We start from the raw sequence: 13,857 nt of genomic DNA on the forward strand, positions 1-13,857 counted from the left end.
ATGCCAGTCGTGCTCATCGACCGCCTCGACGCGGTGCTCCACATCCGGTTGAACCGGCCCTCCGTCCGCAACGCGATCAACCGGGAGATGGCCGAGGAGGTCGGCCGCGCGATCACGGTGCTCGAGCAGGACGACTCGCTGCGCGTGGCCGTCATCGACGGCGCGGACGGAGCGTTCAGCTCCGGCATGGACTTCGCGGCGTTCCTCGCCGGCGAGCGACCGAACACCGCCGAGCGAGGACTCCTCGGATTCGGCCGCGTGGCCCCGGGCAAGCCCGTGGTCGCCGCGGTCGAGGGCTACGCCGTCGGCGCCGGCTTCGAGGCCGTGCTCGCGTGCGACCTCGTCGTCGCCGCCGAGAGCGCGTTCCTCGCGCTCACCGAGACGCCGCGCGGGATGCTCGCCGGCGGGGGCGGCCTGATCCGTCTGGCCCAGCGCCTCCCGGCAGCGATCGCCACGGAGCTCGCGCTCACGGGCCGGCGCCTGTCCGCGCAGGAGGCGGCGCAGTGGGGACTGGTCAACGACGTCGCCGTCGACGGAGGCGCACTCGATGCGGCCCTGAGGCTCGCGGAGACCGTGGCCGCCGCGCCACCCGTCGCCTGCGCGGCGGCCCGCGAGGTGATCGCCGCGTCGCGCGATGTCGACCTCGCGACCGCGTTCGCCCGCCAACTGCCCGCCCTCGAACGCGTCCTCGAGTCGGGCGAGGCCCAGCGCGGAGCCCGCGCGTTCCTCGACCGCCACCATCAGTCCGACAGAAGCGAGTGAGTCATGAATGAGAACTTCGAGACCCTGACGATCGACCACCACGGGGCCGTGGCCGTCGTGACCCTCGACCGCCCCCCGGTCAACGCCGTCAACCGGACGATGCAGCTCGAGCTCGCGACGGTCTTCGAGTCCTTCTCCGACGATCGCGCGGTCAACGCGGTCGTGCTGACCGGCTCGGGACAGAAGGCGTTCTGCGCCGGCATCGACCTGACCGAGATGAGCAGCACGTCGACCGGCGAGCGGCCCGTCCCGCTGACCCTGGACGCCGGCCACGAGTGGCGGCGCGCCCAGCACGCGGTGCACCACTGCGCCGTCCCCGTCGTCGCGGCGGTCGAGGGCTACGCGATCGGGGCCGGGTTCGGCCTGGCCGGCGTGTGCGACCTGATCGTCGCGTCGGAGTCGGCGCGGTTCGCGCTGACCGAGATCAACGTCGGCCTGCTCGGCGGGGCCAGCAAGGCGATCCGGATGCTCGGTCCGTACCGTGCCCGCCGGATGCTGTTCGGCGGCGAGTTCGAGTCGGCCCGGGAGCTCCACCGGCTGGGCGCCGTCGAGGAGGTCGTCCCCATGGGCGAGGCCGCCGCTCGAGCGCTCGAGATCGCCCAGGTCTTCGCGACCAAGAGCCCGCTCGCCATGCGGCTCGCCAAGGAGTCGATCCTGCGGATCGAGGGCGGCACGATGGAGGCGCAGTACCGCACCGAGCAGGACTACACCGCCCGGATGCGCGCCCTCGACGACTCGGCCGAGGCGATGCGCGCCTTCAGCGAGAAGCGCGCACCGCAGTGGACGTGGAGCTGACCGCATCGCCGCGCTCCGCGTCCTCGCTCAGGGACGCTCGACCAGAGCGGTCTTGTTGACGCCTGCCTCGGGCAGGACGCCCGGCGGCACCAGTTCGAGGCGCGGACGGAAGGCCAGGACCTGGGTGATCCGACGCTCCAGCTCCTCCTCGACCGACGCGACCTCGGCTGGTGACAGCTCAGGCGCGTGCTCCACCCGGATGTGAAGCCGCTGCTTGGTGGAGTGGCCCTCGAAGTCGGCGATCACCCGCAGGTTGCCGGTCAGGCGCGGCTGGAAGCCGACGGCGATCTCGCGGATCGCCGACGGCCAGACGTTGATGCCGCGCACGATCAGCATGTCGTCGGTGCGACCGACGCAGCGGACGCGCGGGCCGGTGCGTCCGCAGGCGCACTCGGTCGACAGCACCTCGAGGTGGTCGCGGGTGCGGAAGCGGATCAGCGGGGACGCCAGCCGGTCGAGCGCCGTGAGGACGAGCTCGCCGCTCGCCCCCGCCTCGAACGGGATGTTCTCCTCCGTCTCGGGGTCGATCAACTCGATGTGGACCAGGCCCTGCGCGATGAAGTGCATGCCGTCGCGCTCGAGGCACTCGCCGAACACCATCGGGACGACGTCGGAGTTGCCCAGCGTCTCGCAGCTGGTGGCCCCCCAGATCTCCTCGATCTGGGAGCGGATCTGTGGCACGCCGCCGCCGGGCTCGCCCCCGACCACGATGCGCTCGACACCGAGGCTCGAGGCCGGTCGGCCCAGCACCTCGTCGGCGAGGCGGCCCGCGTGGAGCGCGAAGTTCGGTCCGGTGCAGAACACCTTCGGCCTGAGCGACGCCGCGACGGTCAGCAGCCGTTCGGCGCCGGCCTCGCCGCCGATCGGAATGACGACGCAGCCGAGCTGCTGGAGCACCCGAACGGCCGGGACGCCACCGGCGAATCCCTTGCTCATGCCCCACCCGTGCAGCACGAGATCGCCGCGACGGACGCCCGCGGCGTAGAAGCCACGCGCTCCGGCGGTGCCCCAGACCCAGAGGTCCTGGTGGGTCAGACCGAAGTAGGAGGGCGTACCGCTCGTGCCCGACGTCGCCTGGATCTGGGCCAGCTCGGTCACCGGTACGGCGAGGTGCGCGCCGAGGGGTGGATGATCGGCCAGGCTGCGGCGCAGCTCCTCCTTCTCCGTGAAGGGCAGCCGCTGCAGGTCGGCGACGGAGCGGATCGAGGACAGCTCGACCCCGGCCGCAGCCATCTTGTCGCGGTAGAACTGCGACCCCTGCTCGACGTGTGCGAACTGCTTCACGAGCAGTTCGCTCTCGTGAGCGGCGAGGCGGTCGTGGTCCCAGGTCTCGATCTCGTCCAGCACGTCGGCCATGGTCAGCTCCCTGCCGCCGGAGAGAAGCGCAGGACCGGGAGGTCCTCGGCGTCCTGGCGCTCGAACACCGCATGCACCCGGAGTCCCGGAGCGAGCTGGTCCGACGAGCAGTCGACGACGTTGCCCTGCACCGTGACGCCCTCGTCGAGCGTCACGTACGCCAGCACGAACGGGGTGTGCGATCCCCACGGCTCGGCCGCCCGCCGGACGACCGAGAAGCTGTAGACCTCGCCGAGGCCGGAGGCCGTACGCCAGTCCACATCGGTACCCCCGCACCGCGGGCAGAAGCCGCGGGGGTACCAGAACGCCTGGTCGCAGGCGCGACAGTGGGGCACGGCGAGCTCGCCGCGCTCGGCGGCGTCCCAGTACGGACGGGTGTCGGGATCGACGACCGGACGCGGGGTCGGCAGGCCGGACGAATAGGACTCGGTCACGAGAAACGCTCCAGGACGATCGTCGAGCTGTAGTGGTTGTTCGACAGGCGAAAGCCCGTGCCGGACGCGACGGCCCAGTCCAGGTCGGGCACCTGCACGGCCGGGTGCGCCTCGCCGCGCAACTGGCGCACGGCCTCGATCACCTTGGTCATGCCGCCACGGTTCCCCGGATGGTTGTTCGACAGGCCGCCACCGTCGGTGTTGACCGCGAGGGGACCGACGCCACTGACGAGCGCGCCGTCCTCGACGAACTTCCCACCCTCGCCCCGGGCGCAGAAGCCGAGGTCCTCGAGCGCCATGAGCACGGTGATGGTGAAGGAGTCGTAGAGCGACGCGTACCGGATGCGGTCCGGTGCGATGCCGGCCTCGGCGAAGGCGAGCTCGCCCGATCGGCGGATCGCGCTGTAGGTCAGGTCGACCTCGCCGCCGAACGACGCCTTGTTGCTCTCTCCGTGACCGCGCAGCACCGCTCCGGCCCGACCGAGCTCGCGGGCGACGTCCGGGTGGACGACCACGAGCGCACCGCCACCGTCGGTGACGACGCAGCAGTCCAGCTTGTGCAGGGGGTCGGCGATCAGCGACGAGCCGAGGACGTCGTCGACCGTCACCTCGTCGCGCAGGAACGCGTTCGGGTTGTGGACCGCGTGCCGTGACGACGCGACCTTGATCCAGGCGAGCTGCTCCGAGGTCGTGCCGAACTCGTACATGTGGCGGCGGGCCAGCACGGCGTAGTCGGCGACCGGGCCGTACCCACCGCCGTAGCCGTTGATCTGGAAGGCCGCGACCGGCGCCGGGGTGTCGGGCGGCGAGACCTTCTGGCGCTGGGCCGGCAGGCCGGCCAGCGAGATGACGGCGACGCGACACTTGCCGGCCGCGATCGCCGCGGCGGCGTGGCCGACGTAGGCGACATAGCTGGAGCCGCCCATCTCGGACGACTCGCTGTACGTGCAGCGCAGGCCCAGGTGCTGCATCAGGTCGATGACCCCGAGTCCCGGGGCGGTCGAGTCGGTGAAGAAGCCGTCGACGTCGGCCAGCGTCAGCCCGGCATCGGCGAGCGCGCCGGCCACGACATCGCGGTGGACTCCGGCCAGGGTGTGGCCGGGAAGCCTGCGGCCCGGGTGCTCGTACGCCCCGACGATGACCGCCGATCCATTGAGGTTGTCCACCAGTCGCCGTTTCTCTCGCCGTCCAAGATTCATCACTACTATATTCATAAATACCACGAAAGCGCTACCACCAGGAGGACACCCATGGAACGCTTCAGCGACCGGGTCGCACTGATCACGGGCGGGGCCAGCGGCATCGGCGCTGCGACCGCCCGCCGCATCGTCGCCGAAGGCGGGTCGGTCGTGATCGCGGACATCCAGGACGACCTCGGACACGAGCTCGTCGCCGCCTGGGGCGACCGCGCGCACTACGTCCACCTCGACGTGACGGACGAGCAGGAGTGGACCAGCGCCATCGACGCGACCCTCGAGCGGTTCGGCCGGCTCGACATCCTCGTGAACAACGCCGGGGGCGGGCACTACGAGCCGATCGAGGACACCACGAAGGAGGTCTGGGACCGGGTCATCGCGCTCAGCCAGACGAGCGTCTTCCTCGGCACGAAGGCGGCGAGCGCAGCCCTGCACGCCAGCGGCCACGGGTCGGTCGTCAACATCAGCTCGGTCTACGGACTGGTCGGCGGGACGGGCGGCAGCCCCGCGTACCACGCCGCCAAGGGCGCGGTCCGGCTGCTGACCAAGAACACCGCGATCGCCTGGTGGCCCGACGGCGTGCGCGTCAACTCGGTGCATCCCGGCTTCATCGACACGCCGCTGCTGAAGGACCATCGCGAGCGGATCGCGAGGCAGACCCCGTCAGGACGGCTGGGGACGGCCGAGGAGGTCGCGAACGTGATCGCGTTCCTGGCCAGCGACGAGGCGTCGTTCGTCACCGGTGCGGAATTCGTCGTCGACGGCGGGCACACGGCCAGCTGACCCGACGCGCAGGGGCCCGGACCGAGTCGGTCCGGGCCCCTCACGCCGTGCGTGTGCGTCAGCGAACGAGGTCGTTCAACGGCGCCAGCTCGTCGAGGACCTTCTCCAGCGCGTCGGTGTCGTAGGGCTGGATGTTGATCACGAGACGTTCGACTCCCAGGCTCGCGTAGTGCTCGACGAGGCTCGGCTCGCTGCGGCTGTCGAAGGCGTGCAGCCGGATGGAGGCCGGGTCGCGACCGGCATCCTCGAACGCCTTCTGCAGGTTCGGCAGGCCCTCCATGATCGTCCGCGGACCGATCGGCGCCCAGCCGTCGGCGTACTCCGCGATGTGCTCGAACAGCTTGGGACCGGCGAGACCGCCGACGACGACCGGGGGACCGCCCGGCTGGACGGGCTTGGGCCACAGGTACGACGGCGAGAAGTTGACGTACTCGCCCTCGAAGGAGGCCAGCTCCTCGGTCCAGAGTCGGCGGATCGCGAGCATCTTCTCGCGGGTGACCGCGCGGCGCCGCTTGTAGGGGACGCCGTGGTGCTCGAGCTCGTCCTGGTTCCAGCCGTAGCCGATCCCGAAGATCAGGCGGCCATCGGCGATGTGGTCGAGGCTGGCGACCTGCTTCGCGAGATAGATGGGGTCGTGCTGCGGCACGACGGTGATGCCGGTGCCGAGGGTCAGGCTCGGCGCCGCGACGGCCGCGGCGGCGAGCCCGACGAACATGTCGTAGGTGCGGTAGTACTCGTTCGGCAGGTCCCCGCCGCGCGGGTAGGGCGTCATGCGCGTGGCCGGGATGTGGCTGTGCTCGGGCAGGAACATCGCCTCGAAGCCGCGCTCGGCGATCATTCGGGCCAGCGGGGCGGGTGCCACCGTCTGGTCGGTGGAGAACATCATGATGCCGATGTGCATGGTTGCCTCGCTTCTCGGGAACATCTGAGTAGTATCATAATTACTATACTTAGTCTGGCCGTTTCTTGAGAGGTGAGATCTGATGCTGGAATCCGAGGCGATCGCCCGCGAGGAGATCCGCAGCCTGTTGATCGAGTACGTGCAGTGCGCGGACGGTGGGCGCACCGAGCGGATGCTCGAGCTGTTCGCCCCGGACGCCCTCATGGAGCCCACCGGCGATGCCGCCTGCCGCGGACGCGACGAGATCCGCGCCTACTTCGAGAAGGCCGGGCGCAGCGCCCGGAAGTTCATGGCCAGGCCCTACCTGCGCCATCACCTCTCGAGCATCCACATCGAGTTCGACGGCCCGACCGAGGCCCGCACGACCGGCTACTTCATGGCCATCACCGACACCGGACCCGACCACTGGGGCCGGTACCGTGACGTCCTGCGCCACGACGGCTCGGGCTGGCAGATCCACCACCGGCTCCTCCAGCTCGAGGGCCGCACGCCCGGTGGCTGGCTCGACAAGCACGAGGCCGCTCGCGGAACGGCGGACGAGGCATGAGCGGCCTCGACCGCTGGATCGGCGCCGGTCGCAAGCCCGTCCTGCTGATCTCGGAGTGCCAGAACGGCCTGATCAACCCCGAGTACGCCACGACGATGAGCGGACTGGCCCAGCAGGCCGAGGAACGCGACATCGTGGGCAAGATCGCGGCGCTCGCCGATGCCTTCCGCGCCGCCGGCCTGCCGGTCGCCCACGCGACGATCGAGCCCGCCGAGAACTACGAGGGCTTCGACATCGCCTCGCCGCTCGCGGCGGTCACGGTCAAGCGCGGTGAGTTCAAGGCCGGGACCCCACTGCCCCAGATCCATCCCGGGCTCACGCCGAAGGACGGCGACCTCCTGTTCCCCCGCCGGACCGCCATGACCTCCTTCTTCCGCAGCGGTCTCGGTGCCGCCCTGCGCGAGCGGAACGTCGACACCGTCGTCCTCGTCGGCATCTCGGTCAACATCGCCATCCCCGGGTCCGCGGTCGAGGCCGTCAACCGAGGGCTGCCCGTCGTGATCCCCGAGGACGCCACCGCGGCGACCACCGCCGAGGTCCACGAGATGACGTTCCGCGTGATCCTGCCGGCCCTGGCCACCATCACCACGACGCAGGACGTCATCGACGCCATCGGCCGACGCTGACGCCGGCCGGCCGACCTCGCCGCGCGGTCGACCTCAGGAGCGACGGGAGAGGACCTGCCCCAGCCACTCCTGGGTCTCGGCGCGGTGCTCGCCGCTGAGCGCGATGAGGGCGTCCCTGTCCCCGGCGGCGATCGCCTCCGTGATGCGGACGTGGTCGTCGACGACCCGCCGGTGGGCCGAGTCGGTGCGGACGTAGAGCGAGCGGTAGAACTCGGACAGCGTCCACAGCTGGGTCACCTGACGGCGCACCATGCGCTGGGGCGAGGCGTCGAAGATCGCGAAGTGGAAGGCCTCGTTGACGTCGCGGTACTCCGCGAACTGGGTCAGCGGGTCGAGCCCGGCGAGCCGGGTGTTCAGCTCGCGCAGCGCCTCGACGTCCACGGCGCCCAGGTCGACGGTCGCGAGCAGGGCGTCCTCGAGCAGGGCACGCATCTGGTAGATCTCGGCGAGGTCCTCGACCGTCGGACGCACGACGGTGTAGCCCGTGTTGGGGCGGGCCTCGACCAGTCCCTCGGCGCGCAGCGACGCGAGCGCCTCGCGCACCGGCACGCGGCTCACACCGAGGCGCTCGGCGATCTCGGCCTGGTTGATCTTCTCCCCCGGCAGCAGCACGCCGGTCAGCACGAGCTGGCGGAGCCGGACCAGACAGGTGTCGTCCGATCGGGTCTGCGTGTTCAACGGTCCGGCCTCCTCACAGCGTCGATGCGTCGCCGAGCAGCACCGTCACCTGGCTCGACAGCATGCCACCGTTGCCGTGCGCGAGGGCCACGTGCGCGTCGTCGACCTGGCGATCGCCTGCTTCGCCGCGCAGCTGTCTGGTCGATTCGATCAGCGTGAAGATGCCATACATGCCGGGGTGGCAGTACGAGAGGCCGCCGCCGTTGGTGTTGACGGGCAGGTGGCCGCCCGGCGCGATGCCGCCGCCGCTGACGAAGTCGCCCGCCTCCCCCTTCGCACAGAAGCCGAGGTCCTCGAGGAACAGGAGCGTGTTGATCGTGAAGGCGTCGTACAGCTCGACGACGTCGACGTCGGCCGGAGTCAGCCCCGCGAGGTCGAACGCGCGCGGTCCCGTCTCCGACGCCGCGGTCGAGGTCAGGTCGGGAAGCTGCGAGATGCTCATGTGCCAGTGCGCCTCGGCGGCACCGAGGTAGTAGACCGGCGGCTTCGGCAGGTCGCGTGCCCGTTCGGCCGACGTGACCACCACGGCCCCACCGCCATCGGTCACGAGACAGCAGTCGCGCACGGTCAGCGGTGACGACACCATCCGCGCACCGAGGACGTCGTCGACGGTCAGCTCGCCCTGCTCGAAGGCGACGGGGTTCAGCTGGGCCCATCGCCGCGCGGCGACCGCGACCTCGGCCAGGTGCTCGCGCGTCGTGCCGAACTGGTGCATGTGGCGAGCGGCCGCGAGCGCGTAGGCCGAGACGGGCAGACGCGCACCGAAGGGCGTCTCGTACGACGGGATGTGGTTCTGGCCCGATGAGATCAAACCGCCCGAGGCCGACCGCTGGTTGCTGCCGTAGGCGATCAGCGCGACTTCGCACAGGCCGGCCTCGATCGCGGCGGTCGCGTGCCGCAGGTGCGCCAGGAACGAGCTGCCGCCGGTCGCAGTGCTGTCGCTGTAGCGGGGCCGGATGCCCATGCGCTCCGCCAGCGCGACGGTCGGCATCGGGTAAAAGGCCGAGTGCGAGAACACGGCGTCGACGTCCGCGATCGTCAGGCCGGCGTCATCGAGCGCGCGGCCTGCGGCCTGCTCGGTGAGGTCGAGCGCGGTGACGCCGGGGCCGACCTCGCCGAGGTCGGACTCGGCGACGCCGACGATGGCGGTGCGGCCGCGCAGGTCGCGTTCGTGACTCATCGGGAACCTCCGTCGGGGGCGAACATCGGCAGGACCTCGTCGCCGTCGGGCTGGAAGCGGACGGCGACACGGTCGTCGATCGCGATGGTCTCGGCGTCAGCCTCGACGATGCGCGACATCATCCGGTAGCCCTCGTCGAGGTCGACCAGCACGACGGCGTACGTCGGCTTGTCACGTGGCGCGAGCACGGTGGTCGAGTAGACGGTGCCGTGGCCGGCGGAGGCCCGCCAGGTCAGCGCCTCGGCCCCGCAGTGCGAGCAACGACTCCGGGGCGGAAACACCGCACCGGAGCAGGATCCACAGGCCTGGAAGCCGAGGACGTCCTGCGCGAGCAGGGCCTGGTAGGCGGAGTGCGGGCCACCCCCGGCCGTGGGGGCTTCGAGGGCCGTGCCCGGAAGGTCTCGCGTCATCTTCACGTCCTGTCGCGCCGGTGTTGACAATGAATACATATTAGCATACGTTTCCCCCACCCCCACCGGAGCGGACATGAGCACAGATCACATCACCTCGCAGGGGCCACTGGCCGGCATTCGGGTTCTCGATCTCACCCGAGTCGTCATGGGCCCCCTCGCCACCCAGGTCCTGGCCGACCAGGGCGCCGACGTCATCCTCCTCGAGGCCGACGGTGGCGACACCAACCGCGTCATGGGCCCCGGCCCGCACCCCGAGCTGTCGGGCATCTCCCTGAACCTCTTGCGCAACAAGCGATCGGTCGCGGTCGACCTCAAGTCCGACGAGGGCCGCCGCGTCCTCGCCGCGCTGATCCGCAGCTGCGACGTGGTCGTCTCGACGATGCGGCCGAAGGCGCTCGTCCGGCTCGGTCTCGACTACGCGTCGGTCCGTGCGATCCGCGACGACATCGTCTACTGCCAGGCCCAAGGGTTCGCGCTGAGCAGCCCCCGCGCCGACGAGCCCGCGTACGACGACATCATCCAGGCCGCCAGCGGCGTCTCCGACATCGTCGAGCGCGTCACCGGCGAGCCCGGACTGATGCCGACGATCTTCGCCGACAAGGTGTGCGGCCTGGTCATGGCACAGGCGATCACGGCGGCCCTGTTCGAGCGCGAGCGTTCGGGGAGGGGTCGCCACGTCGAGGTGCCGATGAACCAGGCCATGGAGGCCTTCATGCTCGTCGAGCACGGCGCCGGCGCGATCAGCGAGCCGCCCAGCATCCCGCCGAGCGGCGTGGCGACGGGCTACCCCCGCGTGCTGTCCCCGGACCGACGGCCCCACCCGACGAGCGACGGCTGGGTGCACCTGCTGCCCTACCGCCCCGACCACTACGCGTCACTGTTCGGCGAGGCCGGGCTCCCCGGCGCCGCGGACGACCCGCGGTACGCCGACCTGAGGTCGACGATCGCCAACTCCGACTCGCTGTACCGCGACGTCCGCCGCATCACCCCGACGCGCACGACCGCCGAGTGGCTCGAGTACTGCCGGCGGGTCGGGATCCCGGCCACGAGGGTCGCCAGCCTGCAGGACCTCGTCGACCGGCTCCCCCTGACCGAACACCCCCACGCGGGCCCGTACCGGGTCATCCCGCCCATGTCCGTCTTCCACGGTGTCGCCGAGACGCTGCCGTCGCCGGCCCCGCTCATCGGCGAGCACACGGCGCAGGTCCTCGCCGAGATCGATCCCGCCCACCTGACCACCACGGAGGCATCGTGAACCTCGCCCCCACGCAGCTGACCGACGACGAGCGCAAGCTCCAGTCCGAGGTACGCGCGTTCCTCGACGAGCGGCTCGCTCCCGGCACCTACCCGCTCGGCCTCGGCATGGCCGGCGACGTCGACGCCGAGTTCTCGCGCGACCTCGGCGCCCGGGGCTGGATCGGCATGGCCCTGCCGACCGCCTACGGTGGCGGCGGACGCACCGCCGTGGAGCGCCAGATCGTGGTCGAGGAGCTCCTGACCCGTGGCGCCCCGGTGGGATTCCACTGGACGGCCGATCGTCAGTCCGGCCTGAACATCCTGCACAACGGGACCGAGGAGCAGCGCCGCGAGATCCTGCCCGGCATCGCCCGTGGCGAGTACTCGTTCGCGATCGGCATGAGCGAGCCCGATGCGGGCTCCGACCTCGCGTCGCTGCGATCGCGAGCCGTGCTCGAGGGCGACACGTGGCACATCAACGGCACCAAGATCTGGACCTCCGGCGCCACCACGGCCACCCACATCCTCGGCCTCTTCCGCACGTCGGACGATCGGCACGGTGGGCTGACGCAGTTCATCATCCCGGCCGGCACGCCGGGCATGACCGTGTCACCGATCCCGTTCATCGACGGGACCCAACACTTCTGCGAGGTCGTGTTCGACGACCTCCGGCTCCCCGACTCGGCCCGGCTCGGCGAGGTCGGCGCGGGCTGGGGCCAGAACACCAGCGAGCTCGCCCTCGAACGCGGTGGGGTCGACCGATGGATGTCGATGATGCCGATCCTGGAGCACTGGGCGAAGTCCGACCGCGTCCGCGACTCGGTCCCGGCGCAGATCGACCTCGGCCGGATCCTGGCCCGGCTGTGGGCCTACCGCGGCATGAGCCTGTCGATCGCGCGCCTCGTCGACTCGGGCCACTTCCCCGTGGTCGAGGCCGCGCTCGTCAAGGAGATGGCCACGCAGTTCGAGCAGGAGTCGCTCGCGCTCGTGCGCCGCCACTACGGCCGCACCCCCTCCCTCACCTCCGGCGACCCGTGGGAGGCCCTGCTCGCGCAGGCCATCCTCGCGGGACCGTCGTGGACGCTCCGCGGAGGCACGACCGAGATCCTGCGCTCCGTCATCTCGAAGGGACTGGTGAAGCGATGAGCACCTCCGACCTGGACGTCGCCCTGGCCGACTTCTTCGCGGCGACCTGGCCGACGGACGAGCCGATCCGCGAGGCCGGCCCGCTGCCGGAGACCCCGTGGAAGGCCTACGCCGGCATCGACCTGCACCTCGTCGGGATCGACGAGTCGGACGGCGGCGCCGGCGGCTCCTTCGCCGACCTGATGGCACTGGCCGAGCTCTCGGGACGCCACGCCGCCGACGTCCCCGTGGCCGAGGCGGCCACGGCGGCGTGGGCCCTGGCGCGCGCCGGTCTCCCGATCGACCCCGCCGCCGCCCACTCCATCCCGGTCGGGCCGAGTGCCCTCACCCCGGCTGCCGACGGCACGGTCAGCGGCACGCTGGGCGACGTGCCGTGGGGGGCGACCGTCGACCTGGTGGTCGCGATCGCCGACGACGGGCGGACGGTGCTGATCCGTGCGTCCGACGCCACGACCCGTCCCGGTGTCGACCTCGCCGGCCAGCCGCGGGACACCTTGGTGCTCGATCGCGTCACGCCGCTGGGCATCGCCGCCGGCGCTTCGGCGGAGCAGGTCAGAATCCGGGCAGTGGCGCTGCGGATCGCCCAGATCGCTGGCGCACTGCAGGCCGTCGTCGAGCTCACCCGCCGGTACGTGGGTGAGCGTGTCCAGTTCGGGAAGCCGATCGGTGCCTTCCAGGCCGTGCAGGCACACGTCGTCCAGCTCCAGCAGATGGCGGTCATGACGACCGCGCTCGCCGACCGCCTGTCGATCGAGGCCGAGCTGCACCCCTTCGACGTCCTGGCCGCGCAGCTGGTCAGTGCCGAGAACGCCCTCGTGGCAGCACGCGCGGCGCACCAGGCCCACGGGGCGATCGGCATGACGCGGGAGTACCGCCTGCAGGGGTACACCCGACGCCTCCACACCTGGAGCGGGGACTTCGGCGAGGCACTCGATCTGTCGGCGCGCCTCGGCGCGACCGCCACCCGCGCCTCGTCCTTCGCCCATCTCATCCTCGACGACGACCGACCGGAGCTCTCCTCATGACCCTCCCGACCTTCGACGAGCTGCGCATCGACACCGACGGCGCCGTCGCCGTCCTCGAGATCGCGCGGCCGCCCGCCAACTACTTCGACCGCCCCCTCATCACCGCGATCGCCGATGCGCTCGACGCCCTCGCCGAGGACGGCAGCGCGCGCGCCGCGGTACTGGCGTCCGAGGGCAAGCACTTCTGCGCGGGCGCGAACTTCGGTGCCACCGCCGAAGGAGCCGATCGCGTCGCCGAGTCCCGCCGGCTCTACGCCGAGGGCGCCCGGCTGTTCAGCTCGCCGATTCCCGTCGTCGCGGCCGTGCAGGGCTCGGCCGTGGGCGGCGGACTGGGCCTCGCGTGCGCCGCGGACTTCCGCGTCGCGTCGTCAGCCACCCGCTTCTGGGCGAACTTCCCCCGTCTGGGGTTCCACCAGGGCTTCGGCCTGAGCGAGAGCCTGCCGCGCATCGTCGGTCATCAGGCCGCGGCCCGGATGCTCGTCGGCGCCGAGCGCGTCGATGGGGAGCGGGCCCTCACGCTCGGCCTCGCCGATCGACTGGCCGAGCCCGGCTCGGAGCGCGAGGTGGCCGTCGCCTACGCCCGCGAGCTCGCGTCCTTGGCTCCGCTGGCGGTGCGGTCGATCCGCGCGACCCTGCGCGGCAACCTCCCCGAGCGCGTGGTCGCGGCGCTCGATCGCGAGGCGACCGAGCAGGCGTGGCTGTGGGACACGGCCGACGGCCACGAGGGCATCGCGGCCAGCCTGGCGCGTCGCGACCCGGTCTTCACCGGACGCTGAGGC

General features: G+C 71.3%; 16 protein-coding genes. 9 read left to right on the plus strand and 7 right to left on the minus strand.

The window, feature by feature from the left end; all coding sequences use genetic code 11:
• Both ACT26F_RS12490 and ACT26F_RS12495 read left to right on the plus strand, forming a co-directional pair.
• Complete coding sequence (locus tag ACT26F_RS12490; protein WP_471670871.1) at positions 1-762, plus strand: enoyl-CoA hydratase-related protein; 762 nt, start codon at positions 1-3, stop codon at positions 760-762.
• 3 nt (positions 763-765) lie between these two features.
• On the plus strand, positions 766-1,557 hold the full coding sequence (locus tag ACT26F_RS12495; RefSeq protein ID WP_471670872.1) for an enoyl-CoA hydratase-related protein: 792 nt from the start codon (positions 766-768) through the stop codon (positions 1,555-1,557).
• A 27-nt stretch (positions 1,558-1,584) separates the two neighbouring features.
• Here ACT26F_RS12495 and ACT26F_RS12500 read toward each other — a convergent pair whose 3' ends face one another.
• Genes ACT26F_RS12500 through ACT26F_RS12510 form a run of 3 tightly spaced genes read right to left on the minus strand, consistent with a single transcriptional unit; the run spans position 1,585 to position 4,513 of the window.
• Complete coding sequence (locus ACT26F_RS12500; RefSeq protein WP_471670873.1) at positions 1,585-2,913, minus strand: phenylacetate--CoA ligase family protein; 1,329 nt, start codon at positions 2,911-2,913, stop codon at positions 1,585-1,587.
• A gap of 2 nt (positions 2,914-2,915) precedes the next feature.
• Positions 2,916-3,347 carry a Zn-ribbon domain-containing OB-fold protein gene (locus ACT26F_RS12505; RefSeq protein WP_471670874.1) on the minus strand — a complete coding sequence of 144 codons (432 nt, stop codon included), beginning with the start codon at positions 3,345-3,347 and terminating at the stop codon, positions 2,916-2,918.
• Positions 3,344-4,513, minus strand: a complete 1,170-nt coding sequence (locus ACT26F_RS12510) for a thiolase domain-containing protein (protein WP_471670875.1) — start codon at positions 4,511-4,513, stop codon at positions 3,344-3,346. The genes ACT26F_RS12505 and ACT26F_RS12510 overlap by 4 nt, the downstream gene beginning before the upstream one ends.
• Positions 4,514-4,597: 84 nt before the next feature.
• On the opposite strand from ACT26F_RS12510, the gene ACT26F_RS12515 reads away from it, so the two are divergent.
• Entirely contained in the window at positions 4,598-5,326 is a 729-nt protein-coding gene (locus ACT26F_RS12515) for an SDR family NAD(P)-dependent oxidoreductase (RefSeq protein WP_471670876.1), read from the plus strand.
• Between the two features lie 58 nt (positions 5,327-5,384).
• Here ACT26F_RS12515 and ACT26F_RS12520 read toward each other — a convergent pair whose 3' ends face one another.
• On the minus strand, positions 5,385-6,227 hold the full coding sequence (locus tag ACT26F_RS12520) for a TIGR03619 family F420-dependent LLM class oxidoreductase (protein ID WP_471670877.1): 843 nt from the start codon (positions 6,225-6,227) through the stop codon (positions 5,385-5,387).
• Between the two features lie 82 nt (positions 6,228-6,309).
• Here ACT26F_RS12520 and ACT26F_RS12525 point away from each other — a divergent pair, with 82 nt between their 5' ends.
• Entirely contained in the window at positions 6,310-6,774 is a 465-nt protein-coding gene (locus ACT26F_RS12525; RefSeq protein WP_471670878.1) for a nuclear transport factor 2 family protein, read from the plus strand.
• Complete coding sequence (locus tag ACT26F_RS12530) at positions 6,771-7,400, plus strand: cysteine hydrolase family protein (protein ID WP_471670879.1); 630 nt, start codon at positions 6,771-6,773, stop codon at positions 7,398-7,400. Before ACT26F_RS12525 ends, ACT26F_RS12530 begins: the two co-directional genes overlap by 4 nt.
• Positions 7,401-7,433: 33 nt before the next feature.
• Here the strand turns inward: ACT26F_RS12530 and ACT26F_RS12535 are convergent, their stop codons facing one another.
• From ACT26F_RS12535 to ACT26F_RS12545, 3 genes are read right to left on the minus strand one after another with little or no spacing between them, the layout of a single operon-like run.
• The gene (locus ACT26F_RS12535) at positions 7,434-8,078 is read right to left on the minus strand and encodes a GntR family transcriptional regulator (RefSeq protein WP_471670880.1); all 645 of its coding nucleotides are present in this window, start codon (positions 8,076-8,078) and stop codon (positions 7,434-7,436) included.
• A 13-nt stretch (positions 8,079-8,091) separates the two neighbouring features.
• On the minus strand, positions 8,092-9,258 hold the full coding sequence (locus ACT26F_RS12540; RefSeq protein ID WP_471670881.1) for a thiolase: 1,167 nt from the start codon (positions 9,256-9,258) through the stop codon (positions 8,092-8,094).
• Complete coding sequence (locus ACT26F_RS12545; RefSeq protein WP_471670882.1) at positions 9,255-9,668, minus strand: Zn-ribbon domain-containing OB-fold protein; 414 nt, start codon at positions 9,666-9,668, stop codon at positions 9,255-9,257. The genes ACT26F_RS12540 and ACT26F_RS12545 overlap by 4 nt, the downstream gene beginning before the upstream one ends.
• Positions 9,669-9,744: 76 nt before the next feature.
• Between ACT26F_RS12545 and ACT26F_RS12550 the strand changes: the two genes are divergently transcribed.
• The 4 genes from ACT26F_RS12550 to ACT26F_RS12565 are packed head-to-tail and all read left to right on the plus strand — an operon-like array spanning position 9,745 to position 13,854.
• A complete protein-coding gene (locus tag ACT26F_RS12550; protein ID WP_471670883.1) occupies positions 9,745-10,926 on the plus strand; it encodes a CaiB/BaiF CoA transferase family protein in 1,182 nt (393 codons plus the stop codon).
• Complete coding sequence (locus tag ACT26F_RS12555; protein WP_471670884.1) at positions 10,923-12,053, plus strand: acyl-CoA dehydrogenase family protein; 1,131 nt, start codon at positions 10,923-10,925, stop codon at positions 12,051-12,053. The genes ACT26F_RS12550 and ACT26F_RS12555 overlap by 4 nt, the downstream gene beginning before the upstream one ends.
• Positions 12,050-13,078, plus strand: coding sequence for an acyl-CoA dehydrogenase family protein (locus tag ACT26F_RS12560; protein WP_471670885.1), 1,029 nt, complete (start codon positions 12,050-12,052; stop codon positions 13,076-13,078). Before ACT26F_RS12555 ends, ACT26F_RS12560 begins: the two co-directional genes overlap by 4 nt.
• A complete protein-coding gene (locus ACT26F_RS12565) occupies positions 13,075-13,854 on the plus strand; it encodes an enoyl-CoA hydratase/isomerase family protein (RefSeq protein WP_471670886.1) in 780 nt (259 codons plus the stop codon). Before ACT26F_RS12560 ends, ACT26F_RS12565 begins: the two co-directional genes overlap by 4 nt.
• Positions 13,855-13,857: the final 3 nt, after the last annotated feature.

This window comes from Aeromicrobium sp. SP1, assembly GCF_055663785.1.